We start from the raw sequence: 13,478 nt of genomic DNA, 5'->3' as shown, positions 1-13,478 counted from the left end.
GAAGAAGGAAAACCCACCCGGACATGCGACGACCCCCGCCGGGGGGGAGAGCGGGGGTCGTCCCCACGGCCGACTCGGGGGGGGAGGAGTCGGGCCGGGTTAGCACGGTCGCGAACGATCCGTGACTTCCATGGTGTACCCGAGAGCCTTCTCAGGCAAACCCACGTGCCCCACCTTACGCCGAATGGGCTGCCTCTATGCTCTGGGTCGTGGAAAACCACTCGTTGCCCCGCACAGCGGCCTTCTTTGACCTGGACAAGACGGTCATTGCGAAGTCGAGCACGCTCACGTTCAGCAAGTCGTTCTACCAAGGCGGTCTGATCAACCGCAGGGCCGTCTTGCGCACCGCATATGCCCAGTTCGTCTTCCTCGCCGGCGGCGCCGACCACGACCAGATGGAGCGCATGCGCGCATATCTGTCCGCCCTGTGCCGCGGCTGGAACGTGCAGCAGGTCAAGGAGATCGTCGCCGAGACGCTGCACGACCTGATCGACCCGATCATCTACGACGAGGCCGCCTCCCTCATCGAGGAGCACCACACCGCCGGTCGTGACGTGGTGATCGTGTCCACGTCGGGCGCCGAGGTGGTCGAGCCGATCGGCGAGCTGCTGGGCGCGGACCGCGTGGTCGCCACCCGCATGGTCGTGGGCGACGACGGCTGCTTCACCGGGGAGGTGGAGTACTACGCGTACGGCCCGACCAAGGCGGAGGCCGTGAGGGAGCTCGCCGAGTCCGAGGGATACGACCTCAGCCGCTGCTACGCCTACAGCGACTCGGCGACCGATGTGCCGATGCTGGAGTCCGTGGGCCATCCCCACGCCGTGAACCCGGACAGGGCACTGCGACGCGAGGCCCTCGCGCGCGGGTGGCCGATCCTGGACTTCCACCGCCCGGTCCGGCTCAAGCAGCGCATCCCCGCCTTCTCCGTACCGCCGCGTCCGGCGCTCGTCGCGGTCGCCGCGATAGGCGCCGCCGCGGCCACCGCGGGACTCGTCTGGTATGCGAACCGGCGCCGGACGGCGGTCGCTTGACCTGTGGCGATCACCCTTACTGTGTGAATCCGAAAGTAAAGAAGTAAGGCCTGGACTTCCGCTTGCTGCGGGGCAGGAGTACAAAGGACTCAACGGCCCGCGAGACCAAGGACATCCGAGAGGATCACCTTTTTACGCATGTGGCCCCACGGACCGAGCATGAACACCGGGCACCCACGCGACGTCGACCCGTCGAATACGGGCCAGCCGCACCAGGGGACGGGCAAAGCTCCCGACCTGATGGGCACATATCGAGGACGCTTGGTAACCCGATGCTCATGCCAGCGGCGGTACGAGAACTCGTACCGCCGCATCATTTGTGCGGCCGGGCGATGTCACGCCGCTCCGCGTTGCAATGCCTCGCACACCGCCATCGACTCGCGAGCCCCCAGTTCGACCGCCCTGCCGCAGTGGGCGATCCAGGCGGCGACGCCCTCCGGAGTACCGGAGACGTACCCGGCCAGGGCCTCCAGGTAGGCCTCGCGTCCCAGTTCGGCGTGACCGACCTCTGCTGCGCAGACCGACTTCGGGTCCAGTCCGCTGCCGACCAGGACGATGCGCTCGGCCGTGCGTGCGACCAGGCCGTTGTGGGACGTGAAGGGACGCAGCGCGAGGAGTTCGCCATGCACGACCGCGGCCGTCACCAGCGCCGGAGCGGAGCCGCCCGCGATGATCAGCCCGGCCAGTCCGTCCAGCCTGCCGTGCGTTTCGGTGGCGCTCGGCAGCGGCAGCCCGACGAGCGGCTCGTCGACCGGCTCGCCCTCCTTGCGGGGCCGTCCCACCTGGTCGCCCTGGTCCGCGGCAGCCACCAGATGCAGCCGGGCCAGCACCCGCAGGGGTGACTGCCGCCAGATCGACAGCAGCTGGCCCGCCTCCGCGGTGAGCCGCAGGGCGGCCCCTACCGTGCGGGCCTCGTCGTCACCGCTGAAGTCCGTGCGCCGGCGCACCTCCTCCAGGGCCCAGTCCGCACCGGACAGCGCGGCCGAGCCGCGGGCGCCGCGCAGTGCTGCCTCGGAGGTGATCGCGTTGCTGCGCCGCCGCATGACCCGGTGTCCGTAGACCCGGTCCACGGCCTTGCGCACGGACTCCACGGAATCGGCCACTCCGGGCAGCGCCCCCAGGGCCGCGAGGGGATCGGCGGTCGCGCCTGCTGTACTCATGAGTACGACCCTACGCACCCCGGGGCCCCGCCCCACGGCGGAGTGGCCTTCTTCACGCGCGCGTGTGCCACCCGGACCGCGCGCGTGCACCACCCGGACCCCGCGCGTGCACCACACTCGGGCATGCGCGCGTGCACCGCATTCGGCACACGTGCGGGCACCGCACTCGGCACACACGCGTGCACCGCATTCGGCACACGCGCGTGCACCGCATTCGGCACACGCGCGTGCACCACCCGGCGTCCGCCCGAAGGACTACCTTCCGGCCGCCGGAGCCCCGGGCACGCCCCTGGGTGCCGGGGCGGGCCGGTCCGACAGGAAGGCCGCCCAGCCACCCTTGGGCGCCTGGCCGACCGGCAGCGTGCGCAGCTTTTCCAGCGTCTTCGGGTCCTGGGCGTCGAGCCAGTCCACGAGCTGCCGGAACGAGACGCAGCGCACCTCCTGCTTGGTGCACACCGTCTCGATGACCTCCTCGACGGCCCGCATGTAGGTGCCGCCGTTCCAGGACTCGAAGTGGTTGCCGATGATCAGGGGCGCGCGGTTGCCCTCGTAGGCCCGGGTGAAGCCCCTGAGCAGGCCGTCCCGCATCTGGTCGCCCCAGAAGTCGAATTTGGCGGGGTTGCCCTGGGTGCTGGTGCCCGACTGGTTGACCATGAAGTTGTAGTCCATGGTGAGCTGCTCGAAGGAGTGGCCGGGGAACGGTACGAGCTGCATGGACACGTCCCACAGGCCCATCTTCTTTCTCGGCCAGACCTGGTCGTTCACGCCGCTGGTGTCGTAGCGGAAACCCATGTCGCGGGCCGCCCTCATGAAGTTGCGCTGGCCCTCCAGGCACGGGGTGCGGGCCCCGATGAGCTCCTTGTCGTAGTCGAAGGGCAGCGGTGAGGCGCTTTTCAGGCCGGTGTTGGTCTTCCAGGTCTTCACGAACTGCTTGGCCTGGGAGATCTCGTCCTTCCAGTCCTGCACCGACCATTCGCCGACGCCGCCGCCGCTGCCGCAGAAGTGGCCGTTGAAGTGGGTGCCGACCTCGTTGCCCTCCAGCCACGCCAGACGCAGCTGCTTCGCGGTGGCGGCGATGCCGCGGCGGTCGTTGAAGCCGATGTCGGAGCGGCCCGGGGAGTGCTGCGGCGGCCGGTACCGGTCACGCTTGTCCTCCGGCAGCATGTACACGCCGCTCAGGAAGTACGTCATGGTCGCGTTGTTCTCCCTGGCGACCTTGCGGAAGTGCGAGAACAGCTTCTGGCTGTCCTCGCCCGCGCCGTCCCAGGAGAAGACGACGAACTGCGGGGGCCGCTGGCCGGGCCGCAGGCGTTCGGGTCGGGGCAGGTGCGGCTGGGCCCCCGTGTAGGCGGTGGAGCCGTCGCCGATCAGCCGGACCGCGCTCTTCGGTGCCTGTGCGGGCGGCGCCTTCGGCGGGTCGGGGGCCTCTTGCCGGGGGGTGTCGGTCGCGCAGCCGGCGAGCGATGCGGCGCAGACCGCTGCGATCACGGAACCCGCAGCGATCCTGTGGGTGGCGGCCATGTCCGTCCACCTTCTTCCTTCTCTCGGGTGCGGACAGCGCCGCCAAATTCGCACGAGACCGGGAAGGAATTAGTAGGACAAGCCGATCAAATGGCCACTTCACTCTTCAGAGTGATCTATTCACCCATTTGCCCGTAAAGTCCATGCTCTTCCTTTACTCTGCATTACGATCCGTTTACCGAGCGTTGATTCATCCCGCCGATTTACGCCGTGACCGCCGCGACCGACACCCCGCCCCGAGCGGACCCCCATCACGCGACCGCGCAGCCCCGGAGGAGACGGGAAAACCATGTCAGCCTGCGTCCCCACACGCGCCGCCGACCCGAACCGAACCGAGCGCACCCATCCGCCCCACAGCCCGCCGCCGGCCGGGCCCCGCCGATTCCGGATCGCGGGTGCCGACGTGTCGGCCTCGATCGCGGTCTTCCTGATCGCGCTGCCCCTCTCCCTGGGCATCGCCCTGGCCACCGGCGCCCCCCTCCAGGCCGGCCTCGTCGCCGCCGCCGTGGGCGGGCTGGTCGCCGGGCGGCTCGGCGGCTCCCCGCTCCAGGTGAGCGGACCGGCCGCCGGACTCACCGTCGTCACCGCCGACCTCATCCAGCGTTACGGCTGGCGGACGACCTGCGCCATCACCGTCCTCGCAGGCCTCGCCCAACTGGGCCTCGGCTGCCTGCGCGTGGCCCGTGGCGCCCTCGCCGTCAGTCCCGCGATCGTGCACGGCATGCTCGCCGGGATCGGCGTCACCATCGCCGTCGCCCAACTGCACATCGTGCTCGGCGGCACACCGCAGAGCTCCGTCCCGGACAACCTCCGCGCCCTGCCCGCCCAGTTGGCGGCCATGCGCCCCGCGGCGGTGTCGGTGAGCGTGCTGACCCTGGCGCTGCTGCTGCTCTGGCCGCGCCTGCCCGGCCGGGCCGGCCGCCTGCTGCGCAAGGTACCGGCGGCGCTCGTCGCCGTCGCCGGAGCCACCGCGGCCGCCGCCCTCGCCGGACTCCGCCTGCCCAAGGTCGACCTGCCGTCCTGGAGCAACCACGCCCTGGCCGGTCTGCCCGAGGGCCCCGTGCTGGGCCTGGTCGCGGCCGTGCTCACCACCACGCTGGTGTGCAGCGTGCAGTCGCTGCTCGGCGCGGTCGCCGTGGACAAGCTGGTGGCCGGCCGCCCCGGTCCGCCGCCCCGCGGCGGGCGCTCCAACCTCGACCGCGAACTCCTCGGGCAGGGCGCCGCCAACATCGTCTCCGGCTCGCTCGGCGGACTGCCCATCGCCGGTGTGGCCGTGCGCAGTTCGGCGAATGTGCACGCGGGTGCGGTCAGCCGGAACTCCACGATGCTGCACGGCGTTCTCGTAGTGATCGCCACGCTGCTGATGGTCCCGATCCTGGAGCTCATCCCGCTCGCCTCGCTCGCCGCCCTGGTGATGGCCGTCGGCATCCAGATGGTGTCCCTGAACCACATCCGCACAGTGACCCGCCACCGCGAAGTATGGGTCTACGCCGTCACCACCCTCGGCGTGGTCTCCCTCGGCGTCCTGGAGGGCGTGGCGCTCGGCATCGCCACGGCCGTCGGCGTCGCCCTGCACCGCCTGACCCGTACCCGCATCACGCACGAAGAGAGGGAAGGAGTCCATCACGTACACGTCAGAGGACAGTTGACGTTCCTCGCGGTGCCACGGCTCAGCCGGGCCCTGCATCTCGTGCCGCACGGTGCCGACACCGTCGTCGAGCTGGACGGGTCGTTCATGGACCACGCGGCGTTCGAGACGCTGCAGGACTGGCAGAAGACGCACACCGCGCAGGGCGGCACCGTCGAGATCACCGGCCGGCACCCCGGCACCCGTATCTCCGAGCCCCAGGCCACCGGCGACTGCCGCTGCCGGCCCTGGACTCCCTGGCGCAACCACCAGTGCGACGGCCCCCGTTCCGTACCCCCTGCCGAGCAGAGCACGCAAGGACCGGACCGCTCCGAGCCCGACCCGACGGCCACTGGCGGCCCCAGCGGCTCCAGCGGCTCCAGCGGCTCCAGCGGCCCCAGGGGGCACGAACTGGCGCGAGGCATCAGCGCGTTCCAGCGCAACACCGCGCCCCTGGTGCGCAGCGAGCTGGCGCGGCTGGCGCGAGAGGGCCAGCAGCCTTCACAGCTGTTCCTGACCTGCGCCGACTCCCGGCTGGTCACCTCGATGATCACCTCCAGTGGTCCGGGCGACCTGTTCGTCGTGCGCAACGTGGGCAACCTCGTACCGCGCCCGGGCGAGGAGAGCGGTGACGACTCGGTGGCGGCGGCGATCGAGTACGCCGTGGACGTGCTGCAGGTGCGGTCCATCACGGTGTGCGGGCACTCGGGTTGCGGCGCCATGCAGGCACTGCTCAGCTCCGAGCCCGGCGGCGCCCGAAGCCCGCTGAAGCGGTGGCTGCGGCACGGGCTGCCCAGCCTGGAGCGCATGGCCGACGACAGTCTGCCCGGAGGCAGACTGGCCGGGCGTTCCCCCGCAGACGCGGTCGAACAGCTCTGCCTGACCAATGTGGTGCAGCAGTTGGAGCATCTGCGCGCCCACGACTCGGTGGCCCGGGCCATCGAGCAGGGCAGCCTGGAGCTGCACGGGATGTACTTCCACGTCGGCGAGGCGGAGGCGTACCTGCTCACCGAGACGGACGCCGGCGGCGTCTTCGACCGGGTCCGGGAGTCGGACCTGACGGCGTGAACCGGGAGCCGGGCCGGGACGTGTTCCCGCCCGGCCCCGAATGAAGGGGCTGCCCCGGCCGTCTGCGCCGGGGCGGTCCAGGCCCCGCGGGGCTGGACAACGCCCGTGAGGGCCGCCGACAGGCCCGCTGCTGCCGCCCCGCCCCGCGGGTCCCGCTCCGGTCCCCGTCACGACACATACGACGGGCAGCACACGCACTGAACTTTCCCTGGTCGGCGTCCGTGGGTACGGGTGACCGCGGTCCCCGACAGCACCGCCCGACAGGTCTAAACCAATCGGCCGTCGGCCCTTGTCATCGCACCCCCGGGTCTGATGAGCTGTGGCCTGGGACACAACGGACACCCTGGGAAAGGCAGATGCCGTGAGCAACGAGAGCCTGGCCAACCTGCTCAAGGAAGAGCGCAGGTTCGCACCCCCCGCCGACCTGGCCGAGAACGCCAACGTCACCGCGGAGGCGTATGAACAGGCCAAGGCTGACAGGCTCGGCTTCTGGGCCGAGCAGGCCCGCCGGCTGACCTGGGCCAAGGAGCCCACCGAGACCCTCGACTGGTCGAACCCGCCGTTCGCCAAGTGGTTCAAGGACGGCGAGCTCAACGTCGCCTACAACTGCGTCGACCGCCATGTGGAGGCCGGGCACGGTGACCGGGTCGCCATCCACTTCGAGGGCGAGCCCGGCGACAGCCGCGCCATCACCTACGCCGAGCTCAAGGACGAGGTCTCCAAGGCGGCCAACGCCCTGCTGGAGCTGGGAGTCCAGGCGGGCGACCGGGTCGCCGTCTACATGCCGATGATCCCCGAGACGGCGGTCGCGATGCTGGCCTGCGCCCGGATCGGCGCCGCCCACTCGGTCGTCTTCGGCGGCTTCTCCTCCGACGCCCTCGCCACCCGCATCCAGGACGCCGACGCGCGCGTGATCATCACCGCCGACGGCGGCTACCGGCGCGGCAAGCCGTCCGCGCTCAAGCCGGCCGTGGACGAGGCCGTCGAGAAGGCCGGCATCGTCGAGCACGTCCTGGTCGTACGCCGCACCGGCCAGGAGGTCGCCCTCACCGAGGGCCGCGACGTGTGGTGGCACGACCTGGTGGAGCGGCAGAGCGCCGAGCACACCCCGCAGGCCTTCGGCGCCGAGCACCCGCTGTTCATCCTCTACACCTCGGGCACCACGGGTAAGCCGAAGGGCATCCTGCACACCTCCGGCGGCTACCTCACGCAGACCGCCTACACCCACCACGCCGTCTTCGACCTCAAGCCGGAGACGGACGTCTACTGGTGCACCGCCGACGTCGGCTGGGTCACCGGCCACTCGTACATCGTCTACGGCCCGCTGGCGAACGGCGCCACCCAGGTCATGTACGAGGGCACGCCCGACACCCCGCACCAGGGCCGCTTCTGGGAGATCGTGCAGAAGTACGGCGTGACGATCCTCTACACCGCGCCGACCGCGATCCGCACGTTCATGAAGTGGGGCGACGACATCCCCGCCAAGTTCGACCTGTCCAGCCTGCGGGTGCTGGGCTCGGTGGGCGAGCCGATCAACCCCGAGGCGTGGGTCTGGTACCGCAAGAACATCGGCGGCGACCGCACCCCGGTCGTCGACACCTGGTGGCAGACCGAGACCGGCTCGATGATGATCACCCCGCTGCCGGGCGTGACCGCGACGAAGCCCGGCTCGGCCCAGACGCCACTGCCCGGCATCTCCGCCACCGTCGTCGACGACGAGGCCAACGAGGTGCCGAACGGCGGAGGCGGCTACCTGGTGCTGACCGAGCCGTGGCCGTCGATGCTGCGCACCATCTGGGGCGACGACCAGCGCTTCATCGACACCTACTGGTCGCGCTTCGAAGGCAAGTACTTCGCCGGTGACGGTGCCAAGAAGGACGACGACGGCGACATCTGGCTGCTCGGCCGGGTCGACGACGTCATGCTCGTGTCGGGGCACAACATCTCCACCACGGAGGTCGAGTCGGCGCTGGTCTCCCACCCCTCGGTCGCCGAGGCGGCCGTGGTGGGCGCGGCGGACGAGACGACCGGGCAGGCGATCGTCGCCTTCGTGATCCTGCGCGGTACGGCCGCCGAGACCGAGGAGCTGGTCGGCGAGCTGCGTACGCACGTGGGCAACACCCTCGGCCCGATCGCCAAGCCGAAGCGGGTCCTGCCGGTGGCGGAGCTGCCCAAGACGCGCTCCGGCAAGATCATGCGCCGGCTGCTGCGGGACGTCGCCGAGAACCGCCAGCTGGGTGACGTCACCACGCTGACCGACTCCACGGTCATGGACCTCATCCAGTCCAAGCTGCCCGCCGCGCCCAGCGAGGACTGAGCACGGCACCGGCATGACCGAGCCGGCGGAGGGCACCCATGTCGGGGTGACCTCCGCCGGGGCGTACCGACGGCGCGGACCGCCGGATGCGCGCTGCCGTACGGTTACCTAAACTCAGCAAAACAAGTGCTCCATGGTGCGCCGGGAAGTCTGGTCGGCATGTGCTGCGTCCTGCCCACCGACCGGAGGTCTCCTCGTGACCGCGCCCCGCCCCACCACCCCCCGCAAAGTGTTCGGCCGGCTGTCGCTGCCCGAGCGGACGTACGTGGCGGACGCGCTGCGCACCGAGACCGTCGGCGGGGTGCTGCTGCTCGCCGCCGCTGTCATCGCGCTGCTCTGGGCGAACATCCCCGCCCTGCACGACAGCTACGAGAGCGTCTCCCACTACCACCTGGGCCCTGCCGCACTCGGCCTCGACCTGTCCGTCGCGCACTGGGCCGCCGACGGACTGCTGGCGATCTTCTTCTTCGTCGCCGGGATCGAGCTCAAGCGGGAACTCGTGGCGGGTGACCTGCGCGACCCGAAGGCCGCCGCGCTGCCGGTCATCGCCGCGCTGTGCGGCATGGCCGTACCGGCCCTCGTCTACACGCTCACCAACGTCACCGGCGGTGGCTCCCTGGCCGGCTGGGCCGTGCCGACCGCGACCGACATCGCGTTCGCGCTCGCCGTACTCGCCGTGATCGGCACCTCCCTGCCGAGCGCGCTGCGGGCCTTCCTGCTCACGCTCGCCGTCGTCGACGACCTCTTCGCGATCCTGATCATCGCGGTGTTCTTCACCGCCGACCTGAACTTCGCCGCGCTCGGCGGTGCCGTCGCGGGCCTGGTGCTCTTCTGGCTGCTGCTGCGCGCGGGCGTACGCGGCTGGTACGTGTACGTGCCGCTGGGCCTCGTCGTCTGGGCGCTGATGTACAACAGCGGCATCCACGCCACCGTCGCCGGTGTCGCCATGGGCCTCATGCTGCGCTGCCACCGCCACGAGGGCGAGGACCGCTCCCCCGGCGAGCGCATCGAGCACCTCGTGCGGCCCCTGTCGGCGGGGCTCGCCGTGCCGCTGTTCGCGCTGTTCAGTGCCGGCGTCGCGGTGTCCGGCGGGGCGATCACCGACGTGTTCACCGAACCGGAGACCCTCGGTGTGGTCCTCGGACTCGTCGTCGGCAAGTCGCTCGGCATCTTCGGCGGGACGTGGCTGACGGCGCGATTCACCCGCGCCTCGCTCAGCGACGACCTCGCCTGGGCGGACGTGTTCGCGGTGGCGACCCTCGCCGGCATCGGCTTCACCGTGTCGCTGCTCATCGGCGAACTCGCCTTCGACGGCGACCAGACGATGACGAACGAGGTGAAGGCCGCCGTCCTGCTGGGCTCGCTCATCGCCGCGACACTCGCGACCGTCCTGCTGAAGATCCGCAACGCCAGGTACCGGCGCATGTGGGAGGACGAGGAGCGCGACGAGGACGCCGACGGCATCCCGGACGTGTACGAGGAGGACGACCCGGCGTACCACCTGCGGCTCGCCGCCCTCTACGAGCGCAAGGCCGCCGAACACCGCCGGATCGCCCAGGAGAAGGCAGCGGCGCGCCACGCGCTTGCCGAAGTACCGGGCGGGGCAGGCGAGGACCACCACCGTCCGGCATGATCTGACGAGACGGTACAAAAGACGGGACCGTACGCAGTCAGGCCGTACCCAGTCGGACGACTGCGGCGGGTCAGGCACAAGACGCGAAAAAACGGACCGTACGCAGAAGAGGGAGACCCGCGATGAGCGCACCCGACGGCAGCCCGGTCGGCGCCGAACGCAGCATCGGCCAGCTGTTCGCCTCGGCGACGGCGGAAATGTCGGCGCTGGTGCACGACGAGATCGCGCTGGCGAAGGCTCAGCTCAAGCAGGACGTCAAGCGCGGCGCGACCAGCGGCGGCGCCTTCTCGGCGGCCGGCGCGGTGCTGATCTTCTCCCTGCCGATGCTGAACTTCGCGCTGGCGTACGGCATCCGCACCTGGAGCGACTGGAACCTCGCGGTCTGCTTCCTGCTGTCGTTCGCGGCGAACGTGCTGGTCGCCGGTGTGCTCGCGCTGATCGGCGTGACCTTCGCGAAGAAGGCCAAGAAGAGCAAGGGCCCGCAGAAGGTCGCCGCGTCGATGAAGGAGACCGCGGTCGTGCTCCAGAAGGCCAAGCCGCACCCGCGGCCGGAGCTGCAGCAGGACCGGGTCCCCGAGGCCATCGAGGCTGTGGCACGCTCGTCGTCATGACGGACCCCGCCCCTGCCCCGGCACAACCGGCCCCGGCCGTACTCCTGGACGGCCCCTGGAGCCATCGCGACGTCGCCGCCAACGGCGCCCGCTTCCACATCGCCGAGCTGGGCGACGGGCCGCTGGTGCTGCTGCTGCACGGGTTCCCGCAGTTCTGGTGGACCTGGCGGCACCAGCTGGTGGCGCTCGCCGACGCGGGCTTCCGGGCCGTCGCCATGGACCTCAGGGGCGTCGGCGGCAGCGACCGCACACCGCGCGGCTACGACCCCGCGAACCTCGCGCTCGACGTCACCGGCGTCATCCGCTCCCTCGGCGAGCCCGACGCCGCGCTGGTCGGCCACGACCTGGGCGGATACCTCGCGTGGACGGCGGCCGCGATGCGTCCCAAGCTGGTGCGGCGCCTGGCGGTCGCGTCCATGCCGCACCCGCGGCGCTGGCGCTCGGCCATGCTGCGGGACGTCAAGCAGACCCGCGCCGGGTCACACATCTGGGGATTCCAGCGGCCCTGGATCCCGGAGCGGCAGCTCACCGCCGACGAGGGGGCGCTCGTGGCGGAGCTGATCCAGGACTGGTCCGGGCCGCGCCCGCCCGAGGACGAGGCGCTGCAGACGTACCGCCGCGCCATGTGCATCCCCTCCGCGGCGCACTGCGCGGTCGAACCGTACCGCTGGATGGTGCGCTCCCTGGCCCGCCCCGACGGCATCCAGTTCAACCGCCGGATGAAGCGGCCCGTGCGGGTGCCGACCCTCCATCTGCACGGCTCGCTCGACCCCGTGATGCGCACCCGCAGCGCGGCCGGGTCCGGCGAGTACGTCGAAGCCCCCTACCGCTGGCGTCTGTTCGACGGCCTCGGGCACTTCCCGCACGAGGAGGACCCGGTCGCGTTCTCCTCGGAACTCATCAACTGGCTGCGGGATCCCGAACCCGACCGGTGACCGGTCGACCGCGCCCGGTACCCGGCTGGTGAACGCTTGTCCTACGAACGGCCACTTGCCCGGCGCATAGGCCAATTGGACGCCCCGGGCGCGGTTATCGACCATGGGGCGGGGGCACACGTCGGGGTATGGGCTGGACGCACGACTACAGTGACGCAACCCGCAATCGCCGCTCGGCGGGCGGTGCGAACCCCCACCATCGAAGCGGCGCACCGCAGATGGCCACCAGGGACCCCCGGGGCGGGATTCCGCGTATCCTCCGCCGCCGCGCGCGCTGGGTCTCCGTACGTCTTCGCCCCACACGCGACTGAGGCGTCACTCGCGCGAGTGACACCCCGACACCTGCGACACCTGCCGCTTCGGGGCCGCCGTTCCTAGAGGGCGCAGCTGTCGCTGCCCACCTGCCGGTTGGCCGTGCGCCCCTTGGTGATGTCCTCCCGGATCTCGTCCACGGTCAGCGCGTAGCCGGTCTCGGCGTCGTCGAGCGACTTGGCGAAGACGACGCCGTAGACCTTGCCGTCGGGTGTGAGCAGCGGGCCGCCCGAGTTGCCCTGACGGACGGTCGCGTAGAGGGAGTAGACGTCGCGGCGGACGGTGCCGCGGTGGTAGATGTCCGGGCCGTTCGCCGTGATGCGGCCGCGCACGCGGGCGGCGCGCACGTCGTACGCCCCGTTCTCCGGGAAGCCCGCGACGATCGCGCTGTCGCCGCTGGTCGCGTCCTTCTCGGTGAACCGCAGCACGGGCGCCTTCAGGTCCGGTACGTCGAGGACGGCGATGTCACGCCGCCAGTCGTAGAGCACGACCCTGGCGTCGTACTTCCTGCCCTCGCCGCCTATCTGCACGGTCGGCTCGTCGACTCCGCCGACCACGTGCGCGTTGGTCATCACACGGCGGCCGGAGAAGACGAAGCCGGTGCCCTCCAGGACCTTGCCGCAGCTCGGGGCCGTCCCCATGACCTTGACGATGGAGCGCTGGGCGCGCTCGGCCACGGGGCTGTTCGCGAGCGCCGGGTCGGGCGGCTGGACGTCGGTGATCGGCTCGTTGGAGAACGGGCTGAAGACCTGCGGGAAGCCGTTCTGCGCGAGGACGGAGGAGAAGTCCGCGAACCAGGTGGCCGCCTGGTCCGGCAGGGCCTGCGAGACGCCCAGCAGCACCTTGGAGTTGCGGACCTCCTTGCCGACGGTCGGCAGGGTCGTGCCCGCGAGGGCGGAGCCGATCAGCCAGGCGACCAGGAGCATCGCCACGACGTTGACCAGGGCGCCACCGGTGGCGTCGAGGGCCCGGGCCGGGGACCAGGTGATGTGCCGGCGCAGCTTGTTGCCGAGGTGGGTGGTCAGGGCCTGGCCGACGGATGCGCAGACGATGACGACGACGACCGCGACGACGGCGGCGGTCGTGCTCACCTCGGCGTTGTCGGTCAGCGCGTCCCAGATGACGGGCAGCACGTAGACCGCGACGAGGCCGCCGCCCAGGAAGCCGATCACCGACAGGATGCCGACGACGAACCCCTGGCGGTACCCCACGACCGCGAACCACACGGCGGCGACCAGCAACAAGATGTCCAGCACGTTCACG

General features: G+C 70.9%; 10 protein-coding genes. 7 read left to right on the top strand and 3 right to left on the bottom strand.

Annotated features, from left to right (window positions below; translation table 11 throughout):
- Positions 1 to 197 precede the first annotated feature (197 nt).
- Positions 198 to 1,031, top strand: a complete 834-nt coding sequence (locus tag AB0F04_RS23245) for an HAD-IB family hydrolase (protein WP_362044057.1) — start codon at positions 198 to 200, stop codon at positions 1,029 to 1,031.
- Between the two features lie 335 nt (positions 1,032 to 1,366).
- On the opposite strand, the gene AB0F04_RS23240 is transcribed toward AB0F04_RS23245, so the two are convergent.
- A complete protein-coding gene (locus tag AB0F04_RS23240) occupies positions 1,367 to 2,191 on the bottom strand; it encodes an oxidoreductase (protein WP_362044055.1) in 825 nt (274 codons plus the stop codon).
- A gap of 255 nt (positions 2,192 to 2,446) precedes the next feature.
- A complete protein-coding gene (locus AB0F04_RS23235) occupies positions 2,447 to 3,712 on the bottom strand; it encodes a hypothetical protein (protein WP_362044053.1) in 1,266 nt (421 codons plus the stop codon).
- 289 nt (positions 3,713 to 4,001) lie between these two features.
- Between AB0F04_RS23235 and AB0F04_RS23230 the strand changes: the two genes are divergently transcribed.
- The 6 genes from AB0F04_RS23230 to AB0F04_RS23205 all read left to right on the top strand — a co-directional run bounded on the left by AB0F04_RS23230 (position 4,002) and on the right by AB0F04_RS23205 (position 12,214).
- Positions 4,002 to 6,407, top strand: a complete 2,406-nt coding sequence (locus AB0F04_RS23230; protein ID WP_362044051.1) for a SulP family inorganic anion transporter — start codon at positions 4,002 to 4,004, stop codon at positions 6,405 to 6,407.
- 361 nt (positions 6,408 to 6,768) lie between these two features.
- The gene (gene acs, locus AB0F04_RS23225) at positions 6,769 to 8,724 is read left to right on the top strand and encodes an acetate--CoA ligase (protein ID WP_362044049.1); all 1,956 of its coding nucleotides are present in this window, start codon (positions 6,769 to 6,771) and stop codon (positions 8,722 to 8,724) included.
- Between the two features lie 196 nt (positions 8,725 to 8,920).
- A complete protein-coding gene (gene nhaA, locus AB0F04_RS23220; RefSeq protein ID WP_362044047.1) occupies positions 8,921 to 10,357 on the top strand; it encodes a Na+/H+ antiporter NhaA in 1,437 nt (478 codons plus the stop codon).
- Between the two features lie 122 nt (positions 10,358 to 10,479).
- Positions 10,480 to 10,968: a phage holin family protein gene (locus AB0F04_RS23215; protein WP_053669677.1), complete on the top strand. Its 489-nt coding sequence runs from the start codon at positions 10,480 to 10,482 to the stop codon at positions 10,966 to 10,968.
- Positions 10,965 to 11,903 carry an alpha/beta hydrolase gene (locus AB0F04_RS23210; RefSeq protein ID WP_362044046.1) on the top strand — a complete coding sequence of 313 codons (939 nt, stop codon included), beginning with the start codon at positions 10,965 to 10,967 and terminating at the stop codon, positions 11,901 to 11,903. Before AB0F04_RS23215 ends, AB0F04_RS23210 begins: the two co-directional genes overlap by 4 nt.
- Positions 11,904 to 12,031: 128 nt before the next feature.
- Entirely contained in the window at positions 12,032 to 12,214 is a 183-nt protein-coding gene (locus AB0F04_RS23205; RefSeq protein WP_078955891.1) for a hypothetical protein, read from the top strand.
- A 63-nt stretch (positions 12,215 to 12,277) separates the two neighbouring features.
- Here AB0F04_RS23205 and AB0F04_RS23200 read toward each other — a convergent pair whose 3' ends face one another.
- Positions 12,278 to 13,477 carry a MarP family serine protease gene (locus tag AB0F04_RS23200; protein ID WP_362044044.1) on the bottom strand — a complete coding sequence of 400 codons (1,200 nt, stop codon included), beginning with the start codon at positions 13,475 to 13,477 and terminating at the stop codon, positions 12,278 to 12,280.
- Position 13,478: the final 1 nt, after the last annotated feature.

The sequence above is a fragment of the Streptomyces sp. NPDC029041 genome (assembly GCF_040637515.1).
GTDB lineage: Bacteria > Actinomycetota > Actinomycetes > Streptomycetales > Streptomycetaceae > Streptomyces.
This window is presented reverse-complemented; position numbering and strand designations above follow the sequence as displayed.